This window comes from Pseudomonas sp. PSPC2-3, assembly GCF_049898265.1.
GTDB lineage: Bacteria > Pseudomonadota > Gammaproteobacteria > Pseudomonadales > Pseudomonadaceae > Aquipseudomonas > Aquipseudomonas veronii.
This window is the reverse complement of sequence record NZ_JAFCXJ010000007.1, coordinates 172,910-194,557: the sequence shown is the minus strand read 5'-3', so window position 1 is coordinate 194,557 and position 21,648 is coordinate 172,910. Positions and strand designations below refer to the sequence as shown.

The 21,648-nt window shown below is 61.3% G+C and carries 20 protein-coding genes; 11 read left to right on the top strand and 9 right to left on the bottom strand.

All coding sequences use genetic code 11. The features are described from left to right. The first annotated feature begins 69 nt into the window (after positions 1 to 69). From ACP7E3_RS17370 to ACP7E3_RS17350, 5 genes are read left to right on the top strand one after another with little or no spacing between them, the layout of a single operon-like run. Positions 70 to 1,293 (top strand): iron-containing redox enzyme family protein, encoded by a 1,224-nt coding sequence (locus ACP7E3_RS17370; protein WP_256580747.1) that lies wholly within the window; start codon positions 70 to 72, stop codon positions 1,291 to 1,293. 12 nt (positions 1,294 to 1,305) lie between these two features. Then, the gene (locus ACP7E3_RS17365) at positions 1,306 to 1,620 is read left to right on the top strand and encodes a Rieske 2Fe-2S domain-containing protein (protein ID WP_017845288.1); all 315 of its coding nucleotides are present in this window, start codon (positions 1,306 to 1,308) and stop codon (positions 1,618 to 1,620) included. Positions 1,621 to 1,628: 8 nt separating this feature from the next. After that, on the top strand, positions 1,629 to 2,810 hold the full coding sequence (locus tag ACP7E3_RS17360) for a hypothetical protein (RefSeq protein ID WP_057003839.1): 1,182 nt from the start codon (positions 1,629 to 1,631) through the stop codon (positions 2,808 to 2,810). 11 nt (positions 2,811 to 2,821) lie between these two features. Continuing rightward, positions 2,822 to 4,039, top strand: coding sequence for an ATP-grasp domain-containing protein (locus ACP7E3_RS17355; protein ID WP_079444485.1), 1,218 nt, complete (start codon positions 2,822 to 2,824; stop codon positions 4,037 to 4,039). A gap of 4 nt (positions 4,040 to 4,043) precedes the next feature. Further along, the gene (locus tag ACP7E3_RS17350) at positions 4,044 to 4,721 is read left to right on the top strand and encodes a phenylalanine--tRNA ligase beta subunit-related protein (protein WP_017845285.1); all 678 of its coding nucleotides are present in this window, start codon (positions 4,044 to 4,046) and stop codon (positions 4,719 to 4,721) included. A 37-nt stretch (positions 4,722 to 4,758) separates the two neighbouring features. Here ACP7E3_RS17350 and ACP7E3_RS17345 read toward each other — a convergent pair whose 3' ends face one another. From ACP7E3_RS17345 to ACP7E3_RS17330, 4 genes are all read right to left on the bottom strand, one after another. Further along, the gene (locus tag ACP7E3_RS17345; protein ID WP_017845284.1) at positions 4,759 to 5,175 is read right to left on the bottom strand and encodes an Lrp/AsnC family transcriptional regulator; all 417 of its coding nucleotides are present in this window, start codon (positions 5,173 to 5,175) and stop codon (positions 4,759 to 4,761) included. A gap of 68 nt (positions 5,176 to 5,243) precedes the next feature. Next, entirely contained in the window at positions 5,244 to 6,119 is an 876-nt protein-coding gene (locus ACP7E3_RS17340; protein ID WP_017845283.1) for a carboxylate/amino acid/amine transporter, read from the bottom strand. A gap of 202 nt (positions 6,120 to 6,321) precedes the next feature. Next, complete coding sequence (locus ACP7E3_RS17335) at positions 6,322 to 6,921, bottom strand: FMN-dependent NADH-azoreductase (RefSeq protein ID WP_426123834.1); 600 nt, start codon at positions 6,919 to 6,921, stop codon at positions 6,322 to 6,324. A 151-nt stretch (positions 6,922 to 7,072) separates the two neighbouring features. Then, the gene (locus tag ACP7E3_RS17330; protein WP_026139816.1) at positions 7,073 to 7,387 is read right to left on the bottom strand and encodes a hypothetical protein; all 315 of its coding nucleotides are present in this window, start codon (positions 7,385 to 7,387) and stop codon (positions 7,073 to 7,075) included. A 49-nt stretch (positions 7,388 to 7,436) separates the two neighbouring features. On the opposite strand from ACP7E3_RS17330, the gene ACP7E3_RS17325 reads away from it, so the two are divergent. The 5 genes from ACP7E3_RS17325 (at position 7,437) to aqpZ (ending at position 12,540) form a co-directional block, all read left to right on the top strand. Beyond that, positions 7,437 to 8,360, top strand: coding sequence for a LysR family transcriptional regulator (locus ACP7E3_RS17325; protein WP_017845280.1), 924 nt, complete (start codon positions 7,437 to 7,439; stop codon positions 8,358 to 8,360). A 14-nt stretch (positions 8,361 to 8,374) separates the two neighbouring features. Further along, positions 8,375 to 9,178, top strand: coding sequence for an alpha/beta fold hydrolase (locus ACP7E3_RS17320; RefSeq protein WP_017845279.1), 804 nt, complete (start codon positions 8,375 to 8,377; stop codon positions 9,176 to 9,178). Between the two features lie 3 nt (positions 9,179 to 9,181). Continuing rightward, complete coding sequence (locus tag ACP7E3_RS17315) at positions 9,182 to 9,745, top strand: peptidylprolyl isomerase A (protein ID WP_017845278.1); 564 nt, start codon at positions 9,182 to 9,184, stop codon at positions 9,743 to 9,745. 83 nt (positions 9,746 to 9,828) lie between these two features. Then, entirely contained in the window at positions 9,829 to 11,661 is a 1,833-nt protein-coding gene (locus tag ACP7E3_RS17310) for an ABC transporter ATP-binding protein (protein WP_177031348.1), read from the top strand. A gap of 177 nt (positions 11,662 to 11,838) precedes the next feature. After that, complete coding sequence (gene aqpZ, locus ACP7E3_RS17305) at positions 11,839 to 12,540, top strand: aquaporin Z (RefSeq protein ID WP_046382463.1); 702 nt, start codon at positions 11,839 to 11,841, stop codon at positions 12,538 to 12,540. A gap of 12 nt (positions 12,541 to 12,552) precedes the next feature. On the opposite strand, the gene ACP7E3_RS17300 is transcribed toward aqpZ, so the two are convergent. Further along, the gene (locus ACP7E3_RS17300) at positions 12,553 to 13,677 is read right to left on the bottom strand and encodes a GNAT family N-acetyltransferase (protein ID WP_057003835.1); all 1,125 of its coding nucleotides are present in this window, start codon (positions 13,675 to 13,677) and stop codon (positions 12,553 to 12,555) included. Between the two features lie 284 nt (positions 13,678 to 13,961). Here ACP7E3_RS17300 and ACP7E3_RS17295 point away from each other — a divergent pair, with 284 nt between their 5' ends. Further along, positions 13,962 to 15,284 carry a putative porin gene (locus ACP7E3_RS17295; protein WP_057003834.1) on the top strand — a complete coding sequence of 441 codons (1,323 nt, stop codon included), beginning with the start codon at positions 13,962 to 13,964 and terminating at the stop codon, positions 15,282 to 15,284. Positions 15,285 to 15,404: 120 nt separating this feature from the next. Here ACP7E3_RS17295 and ACP7E3_RS17290 read toward each other — a convergent pair whose 3' ends face one another. From ACP7E3_RS17290 to hrpA, 4 genes are all read right to left on the bottom strand, one after another. Beyond that, positions 15,405 to 15,638, bottom strand: coding sequence for an anti-sigma factor family protein (locus ACP7E3_RS17290; RefSeq protein WP_426123829.1), 234 nt, complete (start codon positions 15,636 to 15,638; stop codon positions 15,405 to 15,407). Next, positions 15,632 to 16,246, bottom strand: coding sequence for an RNA polymerase sigma factor (locus tag ACP7E3_RS17285; RefSeq protein ID WP_426123827.1), 615 nt, complete (start codon positions 16,244 to 16,246; stop codon positions 15,632 to 15,634). Before ACP7E3_RS17285 ends, ACP7E3_RS17290 begins: the two co-directional genes overlap by 7 nt. An 86-nt stretch (positions 16,247 to 16,332) precedes the next feature. Next, complete coding sequence (locus tag ACP7E3_RS17280) at positions 16,333 to 17,454, bottom strand: beta-ketoacyl-ACP synthase III (protein WP_017845271.1); 1,122 nt, start codon at positions 17,452 to 17,454, stop codon at positions 16,333 to 16,335. Positions 17,455 to 17,682: 228 nt separating this feature from the next. Beyond that, positions 17,683 to 21,594: an ATP-dependent RNA helicase HrpA gene (gene hrpA, locus ACP7E3_RS17275; RefSeq protein WP_232565927.1), complete on the bottom strand. Its 3,912-nt coding sequence runs from the start codon at positions 21,592 to 21,594 to the stop codon at positions 17,683 to 17,685. Positions 21,595 to 21,648 lie beyond the last annotated feature (54 nt).

The following is a 21,648-nucleotide window of genomic DNA, read 5'->3' as shown; positions in this document are numbered from 1 at the left end:
ACTGCCTTTTCTCAACCTCGCGACTTTTATACCGACAGCCCCTACCAGCGGCCTTCAAGGCCGCAGGACGTGACCGATTCGATTATCAGCAGTTGCCTGACAAGCGAGCAACTCTCACACAGCCAGCATCTTTTGGCGCAACGTTTATTATTGAATATCTATGAGCAAGACTTGGTCTTTTTACCCAAGCCGCCCATGGCGCTGGATCTCAAGGTATTCAAGGACTTTTATGACCCATTGCATGCCGCGTCGGGTAAAAAGATTCGTCCGTTATTGGAGCACTACCTCTACAACTGGCTCAAGGAAGAGGTGCACATCAACGGCCCCTGGTGCCTGGACGCCTTTGTCGCCCACACCGACAAGGTCTTGGACGATGTGGCCCGCTCCGACTCAAAACTCCATGAGGTCCTGACCACCAGCCGCCATCCCGAACGTGCCGCGCGGTTCTTCATGACGCAATGCGCCGGCGACTTCCTCAGTGAAGCCTCGGCCATGGCGCGCAATGTGCTGGGCAACAGCGGCGTGTACACCAGCGAGCTGTTCAAGATCCTGATCGACGAATACGGCTACGGCATCGACAAGAAAAAGCACAGCACCATTTTTGAAGACATGCTCAAAGACATGGACATGTCCCCTCACGTGCATCACTACTGGCAGTTCTATACCCCGGCCTCGCTGTCGCTCACCAACTACTTCCACTACGTGTCGGCCAACCATGGCGAGCTGTTCCGCTATATCGGCGCCATGTACTACACCGAAGCCACGTTGGCCCTGACCACCCAGCATCAGTCACGCGCTATCAAGACGATCTTCAACGGCACCGTCTCCACCGAATACTTCGACGAGCACTCACACATCGATGTGCATCACGGAAGAATGGCCCTGCAACGCCTGATCCTGCCGATGATCAAGCAGTTCGGCAACGCGATCATCCCCGACCTTATCCGCGGTTTCGAGGAGTTCCGCTTACTGCAGGACATCGCCGACGAAGAGCTGTATGCCCATATCAAGTGGCATGACGAGTTGGACGAACACCGTGCCCAAGCCAGCGCCCTCCAAGGCCGCAAGCCAGTGGACCTGACGATCACCGAGCCTGAACACGAGCTTTCGGTGCTGCACACCCACCCCAACGACGAGCTGTTCTGGGTCGAATCCGGCGAGCTGGATTTCGTCGCCAGCCCCGAACTGAGCGTGCGCCTCAAGGCCGGGGAAGGCGTGGTGATTCCCAAGGGCATGCTGCATGGCACCCGCGTCGTCAGCCCGTCCTGCACTTACACCGTCACGGCCATTTGAGGACGCCGCCCCATGAAAGCCATCAGCCTGAACCTCAGCCATACCCACTATGTGGCGGTGGAAGGGAAAACCTACTTTCTCAAGCGCCATGCACATTCGACTCAACTGCTGCCGACCGCCTGCCCCCATCGCGGCGGCCCGCTGCACATGGGAGAAGTGACGGGTGACGGGCAAAGCGTGATCTGCCCCTGGCACGACAACGCCTACAAGGTCTGCAACCTGGAAAAGAAGTCGCTGCCCACCGTTCGCGTCAGAAACCAGATCAGTACCGTCATTGGTGACACCGAGCGGTGCGTGCCTCTCCTTAAACTCTCTCGTTACGACTGATGGTGCCCATGAATAATAAATCGACCCTTGCTGCGTTTTATTCGATCGTGACCCTCTTCACCGGCCTGGACATGGCGATTGTGATTGCCATGGTCTGGTTCGGCCTGGAGACCACCGGCTCGACCTTCCTGGTGGGCGCCACCTTATGCGTGGCGACCGTGGTGCCGTATCTGTGCGAGCAGTACATCGGCCGGTTCTTCACCATTGAACTGAGCATGAAACGGCTGTTGTACATTCGCCTGACCGCGTTCGCCGCCGTACTGGGGCTGTCGTTTACCGACGCGGCGCTGTTGCCGATCGGCTTCCTGGCGATTGCCTTCGTGGTGGGGGTCACCGACTACTTCACCATCAGTACCCTGGAATCGAAAAACACCAAGCTGGTGCTGGCCGGGCTGACCAACAGCGACACCTCGGCGCGCTTGATGCAAACCTCCATCCAGATCGGGGCCTTTGGCGGTGCGCTGCTGGGCGGGGTGATTGTGGATGTGTTCACGGTCAACCAGACCCTGCAGATCATCAGCCTGGGGGCGATCCTGTCGTTGGCGGCGATTCTTTTTGTCGCGGCCACGCCCACCGCCGACGCCACCGAGCAAGTCGTCGACACCCACACGGCGCAGTCCCTACAGTTGCCGCGCAACCTGTACATCCTGATCATCGTGTTGAGCATGATCGGCTTCCATATCGGCGCCTTCAACAGCCTGGTGCCGATCGTGTTCCAGAAGCTCAACGAATGGAACGCCACCCTGTTTGGCGTCGCCAGCGGCCTGGCGGGCCTCGGTGCGTTCAGTGCCGCGGTGCTGCCACGGATCAAGCTCAACAGCTACAGCGCGATCCTGCTGGTGATCCTGGCCGACGTGGCAATCGTCTATTTCCATAACCTCTACGTGATGATGGCCGCCGCTTTCCTGCTGGGTTTCTGCATCAACAGCCTGCGCATCCAATTGCGTAAAACCCTGATCGAGTCGGCGCCCAACGCACGGATCGCCGACGTGATCGCCGCCAAAAGCTCACTCTACTACCTGCTGGTCAGTGGCTCGGCGCCGATGATCCTGACGTTCTTCACCACCACAAGCTTCCTCGGCCTCGAAGGTGCGCGCGTGCTGATGATCGTCTCCGCCGCGCTGTTGGCCGCTGCCGTACTGGCGTGGAACCTCACCCCTGCCGTCGCGGCCACCGCCACCACAAAATAGGAGTACCTGCTTTGGAAACCGTACTGATCGTTGACCCGTTCTCCACAGGTAAACTCTACGCGCCCTTGCTCAAGGCTCAGGGCGTGAGGTGCTTTGCCGTGATTTCCACCGACAGCTTGCCCGCGCATTTCACCGATGACCTGATCAGGGAAAACTTCGAGGCGGTCTACCACTGGGAAGAGGGTTTGCTGGAGATCCTCGAACCGCTGTCACTGAGCGCCGTGATCGCCGGTTGCGAAACCGCGATCTACCTGACCGACTACCTCACCGAAGTCCTGCGCGTTCCCGGCAACAGCCGCGTCACCAGCGACCTGCGTCGCAACAAGTTCTCCATGCAGCACGCCCTGAAAAAACACGGGCTGGCGAACATCGAATCGCAACTGCTGAGCTCACCGACGCGCATTGCAGAGGTGGTTGCCACGCTGGACGACAAGACCACCTACGTGGTCAAGCCGCTCAATTCCGCCGCCACCGAAGGCGTGGTGTTCGCCCAAGGCCGGGCCGGCGTCAAGAGTGCCTTGGACACTGCGGCCTGGCAGCGCAAAAACGACCTGGGGGAAATCAACCTCGGTTTCATCGTGCAGCCGTTCGTGTCGGGCCCGGAATATGTGGTGGATATGGTCGCCTTTGACGGCGTGTACATCATTGCCTCGGTGTGCAGGTACACCAAGGTCCAGAGAAACGGCAGCATGTTTGTCTACGAAAGCCTGGACACCCTCGACCCCCGCGCCGAAGACCTGCAACCGCTGACCGACTATGCCCGCCAGGCGGCCGCGGCGCTGAGCATCGAGGTCGGCCCGATTCATATGGAGATCATCTGGTCTGCCCACGGCCCGGTGATGATTGAAGCCGGCGGCCGCTTGCATGGCGGCATCGCACCGCTGCTGTTTCAACAGGTGTATCACCCGGATTTGCTCTCGCTGGCCATCGACAGCTACCTCGGCCGCCCACGCCCGCGCGCCGATGCGGTCAGCCAGATCAGCCACGGTCGGATCGGGTTCTTCTGCTCCGATGAACAACGCACCTTCGCCACGCCCTCGCCGCAGGCCCTGCAGAGCGTAATGGAGGACGAGGCCTATTGCGGCCACCGCTACTTCATCCGCCCGGGCGACACCACGCCGGTCACGATCGACTTCGCCACCTGCCCGGGGCTGTTCTGGCTGCAACACCTCTCGGCGCCGCAACTGGACATCAGCAGCGCCAATCTACGTAAACAGCTGTGGTGTTAAGACCATGAAAAGTCGTTTGATCATCCGAAAGTCAGCCAGTGATCTGGGCATCAACAACGCGTGCGCGGCGGTTATCGAAGACATTACCGTGTCGGACGACCAGAGCTTCGTCAGTGTCCTGCAAAGCAACCTGAATCACGTTGCGTCCCACCTCAACGAGCTGGACTCCAACGTCATTTACGAAGGCTTTGCCAAACAACTCAAGAAGCTCGGCTACGAAAACACGGTGAGCGCCAACGAGAAACTGTTGCGGCGCTTCATCGCCAAGGGCGTATACCCCATCAACAACATCGTCGATGCCTATAACGCCGTGGCGATCCGGCATGGGGTCAGCATCGGCGTACACACCTACCATCGGCGGGACGACATCTACGTCATGCGCTCGGAGGCGCCCAGGGCTTTCCGCCCGCTGTTCGCCAAGAAGGAGATTACGATTCCAGCGGGCGATATCGTCTATACCTGCGGTGACGTGCCCCTGGCGAGCATCGGCAAGGTCGACGCCGACGCCCATGACTTCAGGCTGACGAAGGACTCGTCGAGCCTGCTGGTGGTGGTGCTGGGGCACGACGATACGCCGTTGGCCTTCAACCAGGCCGTCATCGAAGAGTTCGTCGACACCCTGCGCCAGCGAATGCCGGCCTTGAGTCATCACTTTCTCGAGACCGTACACGATCACGCCTGAGGCTGGAACCGCGTAGCCGCTGCCGGAACAGCAGCGGCTACCGCCAGGCCTTGAGCACCGGGTTGACCACCACCTCGCGCACATGCTCGATCTTCAGCAGGTTGTCCTTGAACACCATCAGCTCTTCAAAGTTGCGGTATTTGACCTCGAGCATCATGTCGACGTCGCCGAACAGCGAATAAGCCTGAACCACTTCACGGAACTGGTAGATCTTCGGAAACACCAGGTGGCAGTTGCTGCCATTGAGCGTGAGCATCAAAAACGCCGATTGCTGGGCTTCTTCATCGGCGGCGACGTTGATGGTGAAGCCGAGGATAATGCCCTTCTCGATCAGTTTCTGAACCCGCGATTCCACGGCGGTTCGCGACTTGTGAACTTGTCGCGCCAGCTGCGCCAGGCTGACCCGGGAGTCGTCCTTCAAGGCAGCAATGATCTGTTCGTCAACCTTGTCCACTCTGCCGCCCCCACACTTTTCTCTTCTATAACAGACTTTCATTCCCGCTCACGCCTGCCCTGGGCCTATCACCTCGCAGACTGTACGCCAGGCCCGGGCTTTATGCCCAACCGACTGATCCACACTGCCGCCAGAATCACCAAACCGCCCAGGGCCAGCCGGCCCAACGGCTCGTGCTGGTTCCAGATCAACAGGTTCAATAACAGCCCCACCGGCACATGCAGGTTGTTCATCACCGCCAGGGTCCCGCCGTTGACCAGGCACGCGCCCTTGTTCCACCAGTACATGCCCAGGGCCGTGCTGACCAGCCCGAGGAACACCAGCACGCCCCACTGCAGCGGCGCTTCGGGGAGGAAATCAGCCTTGCCGAACACCAGGAATGCCGGCAACACCACCAGCAGCGCACCGAGGTAGAAATAACCGAAGCGCCGGTAGTGCGGCAGATCACTGGGGTAGCGCGCCACCAACTGCTTGTACATGACTTGCCCGGCGGCGTAGGTGAAGTTGGCCAGTTGCAGCAGCAGGAAGCCCCCAAGGAAGTGCGGGGTGACTTGATCGAAGCGGATGACCGCCGCACCCGCCACCGCGACCAGCGCGGCGACCAGGGCCCAGGGGTTGAAGCGTCGGTTGAGGGCGTCTTCGATCAGGGTCACATGCAGCGGCGTGAGGATGGTGAACAGCAGCACCTCGGGCACCGTGAGCACGCGAAAGCTCAGGTACAGGCAAACGTAGGTCACGCCAAATTGCAGCGCACCGATGACCAGCATGCCGCGCATGAAGGTCGGCTGCACCGAGCGCCAGCGCGTCAGCGGAATGAACACCAGCCCGGCCAGCAGCACGCGCACCAGCACCGCGAAGTAGCTGTCGACGTGACCGGCAAGGTATTCGCCGATCAAGCTGAAGGAAAATGCCTGTATCAGGGTGACAACCAGTAAGTAGCCCATGCGCGCCTCGTATCGAATGGGCGGGACATTAAAGGTTTTCGGCGGCTCACGAAACTCGGCGCAAAAAAAACCCGACCTCGCGATAGCGGCAGTCGGGCAGGAGCACTCAGGAGCAACAAGTGCAAAGGGAGGTTTTTACGCGGACTTGAAGGGTTTGCGTGGTGAGATATAAACACCGCGCGATTATGTGACGATTAAAGGATCACGCGACTTGCGCCAGCAACGCCTTGGCGTGGTTGATGCCTTTTTCCTGGAAGTCGCCGCTCAGGTTCACCCCTTCGGCGTGAATGAACGTCACGTCATGAATCCCGATGAATGCCATCACCTGACGCAGGTAAGGTTCCTGGTGATCGGAGCTTGCGCCGGTGTGAATCCCGCCCCGGGCGGTGAGCACGATGGCCCGCTTACCGATCAACAAACCCTGGGGGCCGGTGGCCGTGTATTTGAAGGTCACACCTGCACGCAACACGTGATCCAGCCAGGCTTTGAGGGTGCTGGGGATGGCGAAGTTGTACATCGGCGCCGCCATCACCAACACGTCGGCGGCGAGCAATTCATCGGTCAAGGTGTTGGAGCGATCCAGGGATGCCTGTTCGCTGGCGCTGCGCTGATCCGCCGGTTTCATCCAGCCGCCGAGCAGGTTGGCGTCCAGGTGCGGAAGCGGGTTGAGCGCCACGTCGCGCACGGTGATCTGATCCGCCGGGTGCGCAGCCTGCCATTGGCTGACGAACTGCCGGGTCAGTTGGCGGGAGATCGAATCCTGCTGGCGGGCGCTGCTTTCGATGATCAGTACGTTGGACATGGCTGCGTAGGCTCCATCTGTAATTGCTGTAAGTCGATGGAGAAAAGATTAACCAGAGCCAATTCGATAAAAAAGCGCAAAAAACTGCTACAACCCATCTAGAAATTTGTTTATAAGCGGAGTATTGCTGTAGGCATGCTCCGCTGTCGCTTTATTTCGGTGCACATTCCAGTGCGATACGCATCTTGATGATCGCGCGGTTGAACTTGACGGTGGTGTTGGTGCTTTTGCCCGCCGGCACGCTGACAGTACGGCGACGGGGTGATTCCGGGCCGTTGGTGAAAGTCACCGAACACAGCGCGTCGCGCGTGCCGTAGTTGTTCAGTTGGATCGAACTGATGTCACCGTCCACGTCGGACGCGGTGTAATCCACGCTCACGCCGTCGATCTTTTTTGTCACATCGATGGGGTAGGCAAACGCACTGAGCGGCAGCAGTGCCAGCACCACACAACACAATTTTCTCATTCGGCAGTCTCCAATAAGGACTGTCAGCTTAGGACAAGAGGAGCTCATCTTGAAAGCGCCCCGCGTTACCCTCGATCAATGGCGCACGCTGCAAGCCGTGGTCGACCATGGCGGCTTTGCCCAGGCGGCCGAAGCGCTGCACCGTTCGCAGTCCTCGGTGAGCTACACCGTGGCCCGCATGCAAGACCAGCTCGGGGTGCCGCTGCTGCGCATCGACGGGCGCAAGGCCGTGCTCACCGACGCCGGCGAAGTGCTGTTACGCCGCTCCCGGCAGTTGGTGAAAAACGCCAGCCAACTCGAAGACCTCGCCCACCATATGGAACAGGGCTGGGAAGCCGAAGTACGCCTGGTGGTCGATGCCGCCTACCCGAATGCACGCTTGGTGCGCGCCCTGACCGCCTTTATGCCGCAAAGCCGCGGCTGCCGCGTGCGCCTGCGCGAAGAGGTGTTGTCGGGGGTTGAAGAGCTGTTGATCGAAGGCGTGGCCGACCTGGCGATCAGCAGCTTCAACATCCCCGGCTATCTCGGCACCGAGATGAGCAACGTGGAGTTTGTCGCCGTCGCTCACCCCGAGCATGCCTTGCACCGCATGAACCGCGAACTGAGCTTCCAGGACCTGGAAAGCCAGATGCAAGTGGTGATCCGCGACTCCGGGCGCCAGCAGCCGCGCGATGTCGGCTGGCTCGGCGCCGAACAGCGCTGGACCGTCGGCAGCCTCGCCACAGCCGCCAGTTTCGTCGGCAGCGGCCTGGGCTTTGCCTGGTTGCCCCGGCACATGATCGAGCGCGAACTCGCCGAAGGCGTGCTCAAGCAGCTACCCTTGGAGCAGGGTGGCAGCCGTCACCCGACGTTCTACCTGTACTCGAACAAGGACAAACCCTTGGGGCCAGCGACGCAGATCCTCGTGGAGCTGCTGCGCACATTTGACACCGCCCCCCTGGATGCGCCTTTCGCCGCACCGCAGCAAGCCTGAAACGGAGTTCATGCATGGCCTGGTTCGAACATGAAGGGTGCAGCCTGCATTACGAGGAATATGGTCACGGCACCCCGCTGATTCTGATCCACGGCCTGGGCTCCAGCAGCCAGGATTGGGAACTGCAGATTCCGGTGCTGGCCCGGCATTACCGCTTGATCGTGGTGGATGTGCGTGGCCATGGGCGTTCCGACAAACCCCGGGAGCGCTACAGCATCAAAGGTTTCACCCTCGACCTGATCGCCCTGATCGAACACCTGGACCTGCCCGCCGCGCACGTGGTGGGCTTGTCCATGGGCGGCATGATCGCGTTTCAACTGGCGGTGGACGAACCGGCGCGGGTCAAGAGCCTGTGCATCGTCAACAGCGCGCCCGAGGTCAAGGTGCGCAGCGCCGACGATTACTGGCAATGGGCCAAGCGCTGGACCCTGGCACGCGTCCTCAGCCTGGCCACCATCGGCAAGGCCCTGGGCGACCGGCTGTTTCCCAAACCGCAGCAAGCCGACCTGCGCCGCAAGATGGCCGAACGCTGGGCAAAAAACGACAAACGTGCTTATCTCGCCAGCTTCGATGCAATTGTGGGCTGGGGCGTGCAGGAACGACTTTGCAGAATTGCCTGTCCAACCCTGGTCATCAGCGCCGACCACGACTACACCCCTGTGGCGCACAAAGAAATCTATGTAAAACTGCTGCCCGATGCGCGGCTGGTGGTCATCGAAGATTCCCGCCATGCCACACCCTTGGATCAACCCGATGTCTTTAACGCTACCCTGCTCGATTTTCTAAAGACAGTCGAAACCACTACCCAGGATCACTGACCCATGCTGAAAAAAATCGCCTTCTTTGCCGGTTCCGTTCTGTTCGCTGCCAACCTGATGGCCGCCGAGCCCGCCAAGGCGCCCCACGTATTGATCTCCACCACCAACGGCGACATTGAAATCGAACTGGACCCGGTCAAGGCGCCGATCAGTAGCAAGAACTTCCTGGCCTACGTCGACAAGGGCTTCTACACCAACACGATTTTCCACCGTGTGATCCCGGGCTTCATGGTCCAGGGCGGCGGGTTCACCGCGCAGATGGCGCAAAAAGACACCAACCCACCGATCAAGAACGAAGCCAGCAACGGCCTGCATAACGTGCGTGGCACGCTGTCGATGGCCCGCACCTCGAACCCGGATTCGGCCACCAGCCAATTCTTCATCAACGTCGCGGACAATGCCTTCCTCGATCCAGGCCGCGATGCCGGTTATGCCGTGTTCGCCAAAGTGGTCAAAGGCATGGACGTGGTCGACATCATCGTCAACTCGCAGACCACCACCAAACAAGGCATGCAGAACGTGCCAATCGATCCTGTCCTGATCAAGTCGGCCAAGCGCATCGACTGAGGTCCGCAGGTAGTTCCGCGCGGCGCTCACAAGGCGTCGCGCGCCTTTGAACAGGAGAGCCCGCCGGGCGGGCGTCAACCCTAATGCTCTATCGTCGTTTCGAACAACTGATCGATATTTTCCGCGACGCGCCCAGCGCCGCCCCTCCCGATAAAGTCCTGCCTTTCTACCTCTACTACCTGCGTCAGGTGTGGCCGTGTTTCGCCGCGCTGTTGGTGGTGGGCCTGATCGGCGCACTGATCGAAGTCGCGCTGTTCAGCTACCTGAGCCGCATCATCGACCTGGCCCAGGGCACACCGCCCGCGAACTTTTTCCAGATCCACAGCACCGAGCTGATCTGGATGGGCGTGGTCGCCCTGCTGCTGCGCCCGATCTTCGGCGCCCTGCATGACCTGCTGGTCCACCAGACCATCAGCCCCGGCATGACCAGCCTGATCCGTTGGCAAAACCACAGCTACGTGCTCAAGCAGAGCCTGAATTTCTTCCAGAACGACTTCGCCGGGCGCATCGCCCAGCGCATCATGCAAACCGGCAACTCCCTGCGCGATTCCGCCGTGGCGGCCGTGGATGCGATCTGGCATGTGGCGATCTACGCCATCAGTTCCCTGGTGCTGTTTGCCGAAGCCGACTGGCGCCTGATGATCCCGCTGGTGACCTGGATCGTCTGCTACAGCCTGGCATTGCGCTACTTCGTGCCGCGGGTGAAAGCGCGTTCGGTGATTTCCTCCGAGGCGCGCTCCAAGTTGATGGGCCGCATCGTCGATGGCTACACCAACATCACCACCTTGAAGCTGTTCGCGCATACCCAATCCGAGCAGGAATACGCCAAGGAAGCGATCATCGAGCAGACCGAAAAAACCCAGTTGGCCAGCCGCGTGGTGACCAGCATGGACGTGGTGATCACCACCATGAACGGCCTGCTGATCGTCACCACCACCGGCCTGGCCCTGTGGTTGTGGACCCATTCGCTGATTTCCGTGGGCGCGATTGCCCTGGCGACCGGCCTGGTGATTCGCATCGTCAACATGTCCGGCTGGATCATGTGGGTGGTCAATGGCATTTTCGAAAACATCGGCATGGTGCAGGACGGCCTGAAAACCATCGCCCAGCCACTGGCCGTGGTCGACCGCGACAACGCTCCACGCCTGACCGTGCCCCATGGCGAAGTGCGCTTCGAGCAGGTGGATTTCCACTACGGCAAGAAGAGCGGGATCATTGGCGGCCTGAACCTGACCATCGAGGCCGGTGAAAAAATCGGCCTGATCGGCCCCTCCGGCGCAGGCAAATCGACCCTGGTCAACCTGCTGCTGCGCCTGTACGACCTGCAAGGCGGGCGCATCCTGATCGACGACCAGAACATCGCCGAGGTCGCCCAGGAAAGCCTGCGCGAACAGATCGGCATGATCACCCAGGACACGTCGCTGCTGCACCGCTCGATCCGCGAGAACCTGTTGTATGGCAAGCCGGACGCCAGCGACGAGGAGCTCTGGGCGGCCATACGCAAGGCGCGTGCCGATGAGTTCATCCCGCAGCTGTCGGACGCCGAAGGCCGCACCGGGCTGGATGCCCATGTGGGCGAGCGCGGCGTGAAACTGTCCGGCGGGCAACGCCAACGCATCGCCATTGCGCGGGTGCTGCTCAAGGATGCGCCGATCCTGATCATGGACGAAGCCACCTCGGCGCTGGATTCGGAAGTCGAAGCGGCGATCCAGGAAAGCCTGGAAACCCTGATGCAAGGCAAGACGGTGATTGCGATTGCGCACCGGTTGTCGACCATTGCGCGGATGGACCGCCTGGTGGTGCTGGAGAAAGGCCAGATCGCCGAGACCGGCAGCCATGCCCAGTTGCTCGCCCACGGCGGGTTGTATGCGCGGCTGTGGCAGCACCAGACCGGAGGCTTCGTCGGCATCGACTGAAACTGCCGGGCCTACACAACTCAAAAGGTGGGAGGAGGCTTGCTCCCACATGGGTGTCCTGGATTTGTGCCGCAACCGTGCTGTACTCAGTGCAGTGCCAAGACGGGCGCTGAAGTAAATCGCAGGGAGCATCACTGATTTACTGATTCGGTAGAGCGATCTATCAAGGACGGGTACATGTCTTTGTTCAAGCGTTCAGTCACAGAAGGTTTAGGTACGTTTTGGCTGGTGCTGGGCGGTTGCGGGAGTGCGGTGTTGGCCGCGGCGTTTCCCGCAGTCGGCATCGGGTTGTTGGGGGTCGCCCTGGCCTTCGGGCTCACGGTACTGACCATGGCGGTCGCCATCGGGCACATCAGCGGTTGTCACCTCAACCCGGCGGTATCGGTGGGGCTGGTCGTGGGCGGCAGGTTTCCAGCCAGGGAGTTACCGGCGTACATCGTTGCCCAGGTCATTGGCGGCATTGTCGCCGCGGCGCTGTTGTATGTGATCGCCAGCGGCAAACCGGGGTTCGAACTGGCGTCAGGCCTGGCCTCCAACGGCTATGGCGAGCATTCGCCTGGCGGCTATTCAATGGCAGCGGGGTTTGTCTGTGAGCTGGTGATGACAGCGATGTTCGTGCTGATCATCCTCGGCGCCACCGACCCGCGTGCCCCGAAGGGCCTCGCCCCCATCGCCATCGGCCTGGCGCTGACCTTGATCCACCTGATCTCGATTCCCGTGACCAACACCTCGGTCAACCCGGCCCGCAGTACGGGACCGGCGCTGATCGTGGGCGGGTGGGCGATCCAGCAATTGTGGATGTTCTGGCTCGCGCCGATCCTCGGCGCGGTGATCGGCGGCGTGGTCTATCGATGGTTGGGCAAGGAGGAGCCGGCCTGAGGCAAAACGGGTTCAGCCCTGCCGATACGGCAGGGCTGCCCTCGCCTCTTCGGCATACGCCAGAATCCCCACCCGCTCGCGCTCCAGGAAGTCTTCGACGGCCGTCTTCAACCCTGGATGACGCAGGTAGTGCCATGACCGGGTGATCACCGGCTCGAACCCACGAATCAATTTATGCTCGCCCTGGGCACCGGCATCGAAGCGCTGCAAGCCGTGGGCGATGGCGTAATCCATGCCTTGGTAGAAGCAGGTTTCGAAATGCAGGCGGTCGAATTCCGCCAGGCAGCCCCAGTAACGCCCAAAGAAGCTGTCGCCGCCGATCAAGCTGAACGCCATCGCGACCGGGCGCGTGCCTTGTTTGGCCAGCACCACGCGGATCGCTTCGGGCATGCGTTCGGCCAGCAGGCTGAAAAACGCACGGGTCAGGTACGGCGCCTGGCGGCGCACCGCGTAGGTGTTGGCGTAGCAGGCGTAGACGAAATCCCACTGCACCTCGCTCAGTTCATGGCCTTGCAACCATTCGAACTCGATGCCCTGCCCCGCCACCTGTTCGCGTTCCTTGCGCATCTGTTTGCGCTTGCGCGAACTCAAGGCGTCAAGGAAGTCCTGGAAATCCCGGTAGCCGCGGTTCTGCCAGTGAAACTGACAGCCCAGGCGCGGCAACCAGCCCGGCTGTCGGGCCAGGGCGTCATCCGCCAGCGGGTCGGTGAAGTTGATATGGGCGCTGGAGAGCCCTTCGATTTCCAGGTAACCGGGCAGGCTGCCGAGCAACTCGAAACCGTCTTCAGCGCTGGCGGCCAACAGGCGCGGGCCGCTGACCGGGCTGAACGGCACGGCGACCAACAGCTTGGGGTAGTAATCGATACCGGCCCGCTCGCAGGCCTGCGCCCAACCGTGGTCGAAGACGTACTCGCCAGAGGAATGCCATTTGCGATAACCGGGCAATGCCGCCACCAGCCGATCACCGTCCCAGTGCAGTAAATGCTCAGGCTGCCAACCCGAATGCGGGCTGAGGCTGGCGCTGTCTTCCAGCGCGCTCAGGAACGCATGTCGCACGAAGGGCTGGGCCTGCGGCACCAGGGCGTCCCAGGCCTGCGGGGCGATTTCGGACAGGCTGTCCAGGCGTTGCAGCGGCATCGGCATCCTCACTACTTCAGGGCGTGAAAGCCTCGCGAGTATCGCTTATCGCCGCTGCCGACACACCTCCAAATCGCCGGACAAGGCTCTAAACCAATAGTTCCGTTCATAAATAATTTGTCATCTACCTGACATCAGTTCGCCACTGCGCCGTCATAAACGATCGCGATACTGACGCCTGTTTTTAGCGCGCCTGGTTCTACCCCGGCAGTTATTTTTCCGTCCGTCATCGGTCGGTTGTGTCCTGGATGGTTTGCCATCCCTCCTCACTTTCGGAGATTGATATGCGTCTTGCTTCCACTAAAACTGCGGCGGCCCTTTGTGGCGGCTTGCTGCTGGCCCTGAGCGTTCCGGCCAGCGCTGCAGTCGACGCTAAATTGCTCGACATGCTCAAGGCCAACGGTCAAATCTCGGCTTCGCAGTACACTGAACTGCAAGCTGAGCTGGCCAAGGATCAGAAAGAAAAGCAGATCGCACAGCAAGCTCAACAAGAGACCAACGAACAGATCGCGGCCACCGCGAAAAAAGCCAACGACCTGAGCGTGTTCGACCAGAAACTTGCCTGGGCCGCCAAGACCCAGTTCAAGGGTGACGTGCGCTTCCGTCAGGAAACCGTGAAGATCCAGGGCGAATCCAACAACGGTGGCCGTGACAAGGACCGTCAGCGCATCCGTGCCCGTCTCGGCGCCTACACCGAGATCAACGACCAGGTCGACACCGGCATTCGTATCGCCACCGGCAGCAGCGACGATGCGCGCTCCACCAACCAGGACCAGGACAACTACTTCGACAAGAAGTCGATCTGGCTGGACCTCGGCTACATCGACTACCACCCGAAGCAGATCAAGAACCTGCACGTCATCGGCGGCAAGATGCTCCAGCCATGGGTGAACATGGGCGACGTGATCTGGGATAGCGATATCAACCCGGAAGGTCTGGCCCTGACCTACAAATACCCGCTGGGTAGCAGCGCCGAGCTGTTCGGCAGCCTCGGTAACTACAACCTCAAGGACAACGTCGACGGCGACGGCGTGCAATTCCGCCACGACCTGCGCCTGACTTCCGGCCAGTTGGGCACGCGTTTCTCGGTGACCGACAACCTGAAAATGACCCTGGGCGGCAGTATCTACGCCTACCAGAACGACGAAAACAGCACCTGTACGAGCAGCACCACGCCTTGCGCACTGGCGGTCAACGGCAACTCGGCGAACGAACAATTCCGTCTGTACGAAGGTTTTGCCCAAGCCGACATCGGTGGCCTGGCCGTGCCGCTGGCGTTCTACGGTCAGTACGTGAAGAACAACGATGCTTCCAACGATCAGGACACCGCCTGGTTGCTGGGTGCCAAGTCCAAGGTGTTCGGTTTCAACCTGGACTACAACTACCGCGATACACAACGTAACGCTGTGGTAGGCGCCTTCACCGATTCGGACTTCGCCAACGGCACCACCGGTTCGCGCGGTCATAAGATGAAGGTCAGCTACGACATCGACAAGAACTTCGCTGTCGGCGCCACGTACTTCCTGACCAAGGCTGACTACGCCAGCCGCACGCAGCGTGATGCCAACACCAACACCCTGCAGTTGGATGCTGAAGCCAAGTTCTAAATGTAAGTGCGACACGCCTTGGGCCAGGATGGCCCGGGGTGGCTGTAACAGCCTGGCGTGGGTGAATCGGTCCCCATCATCCGTCCGATTCCCCCACGCGAGTCTGCCTTCCCCCCGCCGTTACTGATCCTTGCGCCGCTCGGCGGCCAGCCGTTCAGCCAAGGCATCCACATCCTGTATCGGCGCCTGCGGCATGATCCGCAATGTGGCCTGCAGCAAGCGCATCTGACGGATAAAACGCCGGCAATTAGGGCAGAACATCAAGTGATGACGCACCAGCAGCCGCTCGCGAAAGGTCAACTGACCATCGAGAAAGTCACTGGAACGCGCCACTTGCTCTTTACACGTCAACATTCGCCGGTTTCCTCAAAATGCTCCACCGTGGCGAAGACTTTAAGCCGTGCGCGATGCAACAGCACCCGCACATTGGAGAGCGAAAGCGTCAGAAGATTACAAATCTCCTCCAACTCCAGGCCCTGGCGTTCACGCAGCACCAGTACGCTGCTTTGCAATTCCGACAAGCTCAGCAACGTATGTTCCAGGCATTTGCGCAGTTCGTCCTCCGTGAGCAGGGCTTCTGGGGTGTCCTGGTGCCAGGCAAAAGGGGCGACCGCCCAGTGACCGTCATCCGCGCTGAAACGCTCATCGCCGATCGTGCCGTGGGGCGAGGGCAAATCATCGAGCAACACTTCGCGACGATTCTGTTTGTAGCGGCTCTTGGCGGCATTGGCGGTGATGGTCAGCAGCCAGGTCTTGAGGCTGGAGCGCCCTTCGAACTTGGGCAGGTTGCGTACCACCGACAGCCAGGCGTCCTGTACCACTTCGTCGGCATGACGCTGACCGGCAATCGCGTAGGCCACCGCGCGCATGGCGCTTTGGTATTGGCTGACCAATTCCTTGTAGGCCCGCTGCTCGCCCTTGAGCAAGCGTTCAAGCAGGTGCGCGTCGTCCGCTGCTGCCATTCGAGACCTCGGTTTCCAAGTGAGAACGCGATCGGTGTGGGGGCTGGTTTGCCAGCGCCCACATTTGACCGCGGCGAGCCGCAGGATCAGCGTTTGCGCAGGATCACGCTGCCGATCGAATAGCCGGCGCCAAACGAGCTGAGTACCGCCACGGCGCCTTTGGGCAGGTCGTCCTGGTAAGTGTGGAACGCGATCACCGAACCCGCCGAGCTGGTGTTGGCGTAGGTGTCGAGAATCACCGGCGCTTCTTCCACCGTGGCTTCACGCCCCAGCAGCTTCTTCACGATCAGGTGGTTCATGCTCAGGTTGGCCTGGTGCAGCCAGAAGCGCTTCACGTCGTTCACGTTCAACTGGTTTTCCGCCAGGTGCGTGCCGATCAACTCAGCGACCATCGGGCAGACATCCCGGAAGACTTTACGGCCTTCCTGCACGAACAGCTTGTCGGGCGCGCCGATGCCCTCTTCCGCCGCGCGGTTGAGGAAGCCGAAGTTGTTGCGGATGGTATTCGAGAACTTGGTCAGCAGCTTGGTGCTCACCACGTCGAACTGGTGCTCGGAGGTCGCCAGGTCTGCGCGCTCGAGGATCACCGCAGTGGCCGCGTCACCGAAAATGAAGTGGCTGTCGCGGTCGCGGAAGTTCAAGTGGCCGGTGCAGACTTCCGGGTTGACCATCAGGATCGCCCGGGCCTGGCCCAGCTTGATGCTGTTGGCGGCGTTCTGGATGCCGAAGGTCGCCGAGGAACACGCCACGTTCATGTCGAAGCCGAAACCGGCGATGCCCAGGGCTTCCTGGACTTCGATGGCGATGGCCGGGTAGGCGCGTTGCAGGTTGGAGCAGGCGACGATCACCCCGTCGATGTCGGCGGCGGTCTTGCCGGCGCGCTGCAGGGCCTGTTCGGCGGCGCCGATGGCCATCTGGCAGAGCACCGACCATTCGTCGTTGCTGCGCTCGGGCAGGCGCGGGGTCATGCGCTGCGGGTCCAGGATGCCGTCCTTGTCCATCACAAAACGGCTCTTGATGCCCGACGCCTTCTCGATGAAGGCTGCGCTGGACTCGGTCAGCGCCTGCACGTCACCGCGCTCGATGGCGGCGGCGTTCTCCGTGTTGAACTGCTGCACGTAGGTATTGAAAGACTGCACCAGCTCTTCGTTGGAGATGCTGTTGGCCGGGGTGTACAGGCCAGTGCCGCTGATGACGACGTTATGCACGGTCGTTCCTCTAAATCTGTCAGGCAGAAGATATTGGTACCGTCGTACCAAACTGTAAGTCGTTTGATTCCGTCCAGCGGGCATCAAACTGGCAACGCTTTATTCCATCGCGCCGCGGCTGCACACCAGCCCATCACGACGCTCCCGGCATTTATAACCGCGAAGTTTGCCACAACCCTGGGGATTTGGCGCCATATCCCGGATAAGCGCCATTGCCCATTGGTGTGATTACGCTTCGACCAGGCTCCATTGCTTGCTCAGGCGCTTGTCGGAAATCGGCACCCGGGTGCCCAACTGCTGGGCAAACAACGACACCCGATATTCCTCCAACCACCAGCGATAGAGCGCTAGCTGGGGGTCGTGCTTGCCTTCCTGGGCATGCTTGTTCAAACGGTTCTGGTACTGCGCCCACAGGCCCGCCAGCTCTCCGCTCCACACCCGATCTTTTTGCACCTGGCTGGGCAGTTTTTCCAGACGCAGCTCGATCGCCTTGAGGAAACGCGGCAACTCCTTGAACCACTGCGCCGGAGTTTCGCGCACAAAGCCGGGATAAACCAGATTGCTCAGTTGCAGCTTGATATCGTTCAAGGCCACCGCCTGGGCCAGGTCGATCTTGCCTTTGAAGCGCTTTTGCAGGCCGTGCCAGAGTTTCAACACGTCCAGGGTCAAGCGCGCCAGGCGCTCGGCGTGTTCGGTCCAGCCGCCACGCTTGCGCTCGGCCAGCGCCGCCAGCCCGGCGCCGTCACGCGGCAGGCTGGCTTCGCCTTCCAGCACGCAGCTGTCGAGGCTGGCCAGCAAAATATCTTCCACCAGCGCCTCGATGCGCCCCAGTTCGCGGTACATCAGGCCCAGCTCGGTCAGGCCGGGCAATTTGCCGCGCAGGAATTTTGCCGGTTCGGCCAATTGCTGCATCAGCAGGCGCTGCAAGGCCCGACGGTGCTGGAACTCGGCCTCGGCGGCGGTGGAGAAACGTCCTTCCTTGACCGTACCGTTTTCTTCCACCAGCGCCGGGTACACCGTCATCGACAGCCCGGCGATCTTTTGCTGGGTCTTCTCGGCCACCGCCGCGAACACCTTGGCTTCCACCGGCTGTTGGCTTTTTGCCGTTTGCGGCACGGCCAACGCGGCCTGGCTGGCCTCGGCAAAGCGCGCGGTCAGTTCGGCCAGGTCGCGGCCTTCGCCGAGAAACTTGCCCTGGCCGTCGACCACTTCCAGGTTCATCTTCAGGTGGCTTTCCACCTGCTGCGCGGCCTCGGCCCAGGCTTCATCGCTGACGCGCGCGCCGGTCATGCGCAGCAGTTCGCGCCCCAGCGCCTGGGGCAGCGAGCCCTGGGCGAATTCGATACGTTGCAGGGCGGCCCTGACGAAGTCCGGCACCGGCACGAAATTCTTGCGCAGGGCCTTGGGCAGGTTGCGCACCAGGGCGATGCACTTGGCTTCGATCACCCCCGGCACCAGCCATTCCAGGCGTTCGGCGGGCAAGGCCGGCAACAGCGGCGCCGGCACGCGCAAGGTCACGCCGTCACGCGGGTGGTTGGGTTCGAAGTGGTAACTCAAGGCCAGCGCCAGGTCGCCCAGGTGCAGGGTGTCCGGGTAATGCGCGGCGGTGACTTCGCTGGCGTCGCGGGCCAGCACGTCTTCCTCGCGCATGATCAGCAATTGCGGGTCTTTCTGGCTGTTGACCTTGTACCAGCTGTCGAACGTCGCGGTCTGGTGGATCTCCGCCGGCAAGCGCGCATCGTAGAACGCGTACAGCGTCTCTTCGTCGGCCAGGATGTCGCGCCGACGCGCCTTGGCTTCCAGCTCGTCGAGCTGCTCCAGCAACTGCTGATTGGCGGTCAGGCACTTGGCCCGGGACTGGATTTCGCCGCGCACCAGGCCTTCGCGGATAAACAACTCGCGCGACACCACTGGGTCGACCGGCCCGTAATGCACCGGCCGGCGCCCGACCACGATCAGCCCGAACAGGGTGATCTGCTCGAACGCCACCACTTGGCCGCGCTTCTTCTCCCAATGCGGTTCGAAGTGGTTTTTCTTGATCAGGTGCCCAGCCAGCGGTTCGATCCAGTCGGCATCGATCTTCGCCACCATGCGTGCGTACAGCTTGGTGGTTTCGACCAGCTCGGCGGTCATCAGCCACTGCGGACGTTTCTTGCCGATGCCCGACGACGGGTGAATCCAGAAGCGCCGCTGACGCGCACCGAGGTAATCGCCGTCTTCGGTTTTCTGCCCGATCTGACTGAGCAGGCCCGACAGTACGGCTTTGTGCAGTTTCGCGAAGTCGGCCGGTTCCTTGTTGACGGTCAGCTGCATGTCGCGGCAGATCAGGCTCAACTGGCGATGGGAATCGCGCCACTCGCGCAGGCGCAAGTAGTTGAGGAAGTTCTTGCGACACCAGTTGCGCAGCGGGCTGGCAGTCAGTGCCTGGCGCTGCTCTTCAAAGCCACGCCACAGATTGACCAACCCGGCGAAGTCCGAATCGGCGTCCTTCCATTGTGCGTGGGCCTGGTCGGCGGCCTGTTGGCGTTCCGGCGGGCGCTCGCGCGGGTCCTGGATCGACATGGCGCTGGCCACGATCAGCACTTCCTGCAGGCTGCCCAGCTTGGCGGCTTCGAGCAGCATGCGGCCCATGCGCGGGTCCACCGGCAGGCGCGCCAACTGGCGGCCCAGCGGGGTCAGTTGGCTGTTGCGGTCGACCGCCGACAGTTCTTGCAGCAGGTTGAAACCATCGCTGATGGCCTTGCCGTCCGGCGGTTCGATAAACGGGAAGTCGCTGATTTCGCCCAGGCGCAGGTGCAGCATCTGCAGGATCACAGCCGCCAGGTTGGTGCGCAGGATCTCCGGGTCGGTAAATTCCGGACGGCCGATAAAGTCTTCTTCGCTGTACAGGCGGATGCAAATCCCCGGCTCGACCCGGCCGCAGCGGCCTTTACGCTGGTTGGCGCTGGCCTGGGAGATCGCCTCGATGGGCAGTCGCTGCACCTTGGCGCGGTAGCTGTAGCGGCTGATGCGCGCGGTGCCGCTGTCGATCACATAGCGAATGCCCGGCACGGTCAGCGAGGTTTCGGCGACGTTGGTCGCCAGCACCACGCGCCGGCCGGGGTGGGACTGGAAAATGCGCTGCTGTTCGGCCGGTGACAGGCGCGCGTACAGCGGCAAAATCTCGGTGTGCTTGAGCTGGGCCTTGCGCAGCATGTCGGCGGCATCGCGAATCTCGCGCTCGCCCGGCAGGAACACCAGCACGTCGCCAGGGCTGCGCCGCTCGCTGCGCTCGTAGGCGGCGATTTCATCGAGGGTGGCGAGGATCGCCTGATCGACGGTCAAGTCGTCCTCGACGCGGTTGCCCTCCTCGTCCTGTTCCAGGGTCAGCGGGCGATACCAAGTGTCCACCGGGAAGGTGCGGCCCGACACTTCGACAATCGGCGCATCGTCGAAATGCTTGGAGAAGCGCTCCAGGTCGATGGTGGCCGAGGTGATGATGACTTTCAGGTCCGGGCGACGCGGCAACAGGGTTTTCAGGTAGCCGAGCAGGAAGTCGATGTTCAGGCTGCGTTCGTGGGCTTCGTCGACGATGATCGTGTCGTAGCGTTCGAGGTAGCGGTCGTTCTGGGTTTCCGCCAGCAGGATACCGTCGGTCATCAGCTTGATCAGGGTGTTGGAATCACTCTGGTCTTCGAAGCGCACCTGATAACCGACCAGTGCGCCGAGCGGCGTGGCCAACTCTTCGGCAACCCGGCTGGCGACGCTGCGCGCTGCGATCCGACGTGGCTGGGTGTGGCCGATCAGGCCGTATTGGCCACGACCGATCTCCAGGCAGATTTTCGGCAACTGGGTGGTCTTACCCGAACCGGTCTCGCCGGCGATGATCAGCACCTGATGCTTGAGCAACGCCGCCTTGATTTCGTCGCGCTTGGCGGCGATCGGCAGGCTGTCGTCGTAGCGGATCAGCGGCAGGCTGGCGCGCCGCGCCGTGACCTGGGCGCAGGACGCCTGCATGCGCGTCACCCACTGCGCCAGCTTCTCCTCATCGGGCTTCTTGCGCAGCTCGAGCAACTGCCGCCGCAAACGGTGGCGGTCGGCGAGCATGGCGTGATCGAGGTTTTTCAGCAGTTGGTCGATAGCGGGCGCTTGGTCAGTCATCAGGTGCGTTTTGGTCGTCTATTTATGCAGGGGGCGGATTGTCGCAGAAAACCG

What these genes read in the sequence shown, in the direction of transcription:
- ACP7E3_RS17365 (WP_017845288.1), top strand. Translation starts at nt 1,306, where the DNA reads ATGAAAGCCATCAGCCTGAACCTCAGCCATACCCACTATGTGGCGGTG.
- ACP7E3_RS17360 (WP_057003839.1), top strand. Translation starts at nt 1,629, where the DNA reads ATGAATAATAAATCGACCCTTGCTGCGTTTTATTCGATCGTGACCCTC.
- ACP7E3_RS17350 (WP_017845285.1), top strand. Translation starts at nt 4,044, where the DNA reads ATGAAAAGTCGTTTGATCATCCGAAAGTCAGCCAGTGATCTGGGCATC.
- ACP7E3_RS17340 (WP_017845283.1), bottom strand. Translation starts at nt 6,119, where the DNA reads ATGGGCTACTTACTGGTTGTCACCCTGATACAGGCATTTTCCTTCAGC.
- ACP7E3_RS17335 (WP_426123834.1), bottom strand. Translation starts at nt 6,921, where the DNA reads ATGTCCAACGTACTGATCATCGAAAGCAGCGCCCGCCAGCAGGATTCG.
- ACP7E3_RS17330 (WP_026139816.1), bottom strand. Translation starts at nt 7,387, where the DNA reads ATGAGAAAATTGTGTTGTGTGGTGCTGGCACTGCTGCCGCTCAGTGCG.
- ACP7E3_RS17320 (WP_017845279.1), top strand. Translation starts at nt 8,375, where the DNA reads ATGGCCTGGTTCGAACATGAAGGGTGCAGCCTGCATTACGAGGAATAT.
- ACP7E3_RS17315 (WP_017845278.1), top strand. Translation starts at nt 9,182, where the DNA reads ATGCTGAAAAAAATCGCCTTCTTTGCCGGTTCCGTTCTGTTCGCTGCC.
- ACP7E3_RS17310 (WP_177031348.1), top strand. Translation starts at nt 9,829, where the DNA reads ATGCTCTATCGTCGTTTCGAACAACTGATCGATATTTTCCGCGACGCG.
- aqpZ (WP_046382463.1), top strand. Translation starts at nt 11,839, where the DNA reads ATGTCTTTGTTCAAGCGTTCAGTCACAGAAGGTTTAGGTACGTTTTGG.
- ACP7E3_RS17300 (WP_057003835.1), bottom strand. Translation starts at nt 13,677, where the DNA reads ATGCCGCTGCAACGCCTGGACAGCCTGTCCGAAATCGCCCCGCAGGCC.
- ACP7E3_RS17295 (WP_057003834.1), top strand. Translation starts at nt 13,962, where the DNA reads ATGCGTCTTGCTTCCACTAAAACTGCGGCGGCCCTTTGTGGCGGCTTG.
- ACP7E3_RS17290 (WP_426123829.1), bottom strand. Translation starts at nt 15,638, where the DNA reads ATGTTGACGTGTAAAGAGCAAGTGGCGCGTTCCAGTGACTTTCTCGAT.
- ACP7E3_RS17285 (WP_426123827.1), bottom strand. Translation starts at nt 16,246, where the DNA reads ATGGCAGCAGCGGACGACGCGCACCTGCTTGAACGCTTGCTCAAGGGC.
- hrpA (WP_232565927.1), bottom strand. Translation starts at nt 21,594, where the DNA reads ATGACTGACCAAGCGCCCGCTATCGACCAACTGCTGAAAAACCTCGAT.